Origin of the sequence: Shewanella sp. DW31 (assembly GCF_015767295.1) — a bacterium.
GTDB lineage: Bacteria > Pseudomonadota > Gammaproteobacteria > Enterobacterales > Shewanellaceae > Shewanella > Shewanella oncorhynchi.
The window spans coordinates 1-1,147 of the sequence record NZ_JADWMP020000050.1 but is presented as its reverse complement, the minus strand read 5'-3'; the positions used below and the strand labels follow the sequence as shown (position 1 = coordinate 1,147).

The 1,147-nt window shown below is 54.2% G+C and carries 1 rRNA gene; it reads left to right on the top strand.

The features are described 5' to 3' along the window. Positions 1–1,023: ribosomal RNA gene (locus tag GWI56_RS21550) — 23S ribosomal RNA — on the top strand; the annotation flags it as partial. Between the last annotated feature and the right edge of the window lie 124 nt (positions 1,024–1,147).

Genomic DNA, 1,147 nt, shown 5'->3' with positions numbered 1-1,147 from the left:
TGAATTGAAGCCCCAGTAAACGGCGGCCGTAACAATAACGGTCCTAAGGTAGCGAAATTCCTTGTCGGGTAAGTTCCGACCCGCACGAAAGGTGTAACGATTTGGGCACTGTCTCAACGAGGGACCCGGTGAAATTGAAGTACCTGTGAAGATGCAGGTTACCCGCGACAGGACGGAAAGACCCCATGGAGCTTTACTGTAGCTTGATATTGAGTGTTTGTACTACTTGTACAGGATAGGTAGGAGCCGTAGAAACCGGGACGCTAGTTTCGGTGGAGGCATTGGTGGGATACTACCCTTGTATTATGACCACTCTAACCCGCACCACTGATCGTGGTGGGAGACAGTGTCAGGTGGGCAGTTTGACTGGGGCGGTCGCCTCCTAAAGTGTAACGGAGGCGCCCAAAGGTTCCCTCAGAATGGTTGGAAATCATTCGCAGAGTGTAAAGGTATAAGGGAGCTTGACTGCGAGACAGACAGGTCGAGCAGGGACGAAAGTCGGGCTTAGTGATCCGGTGGTTCCGCATGGAAGGGCCATCGCTCAACGGATAAAAGCTACCCTGGGGATAACAGGCTTATCTCCCCCAAGAGTTCACATCGACGGGGAGGTTTGGCACCTCGATGTCGGCTCGTCGCATCCTGGGGCTGAAGTCGGTCCCAAGGGTTGGGCTGTTCGCCCATTAAAGCGGCACGCGAGCTGGGTTCAGAACGTCGTGAGACAGTTCGGTCCCTATCCGTCGTGGGCGTAGGAAATTTGAGAGGAGCTGTCCTTAGTACGAGAGGACCGGGATGGACATACCGCTGGTGTACCAGTTGTTCCGCCAGGAGCATCGCTGGGTAGCTATGTATGGATGAGATAAACGCTGAAAGCATCTAGGCGGGAAGCGCGCCCTAAGATGGGTCATCCCTAGTAATTTAATTCCCCTAACGATCCGTTCGAGACCAGGACGTTGATAGGTCGGGTGTGTAAGCGCAGTAATGCGTTCAGCTAACCGATACTAATTGCCCGTAAGGCTTGATCCTATAACCAGTCTGTTTCGACAGCCGGCAGCGCGTCAGCGCTTGCGAAGGTCGAACGTCGTGTGCACCGCACCCGACGTACTGCGGTTGACTCCCGCGTGTGTGCCAGATACCACAACCTCATTAC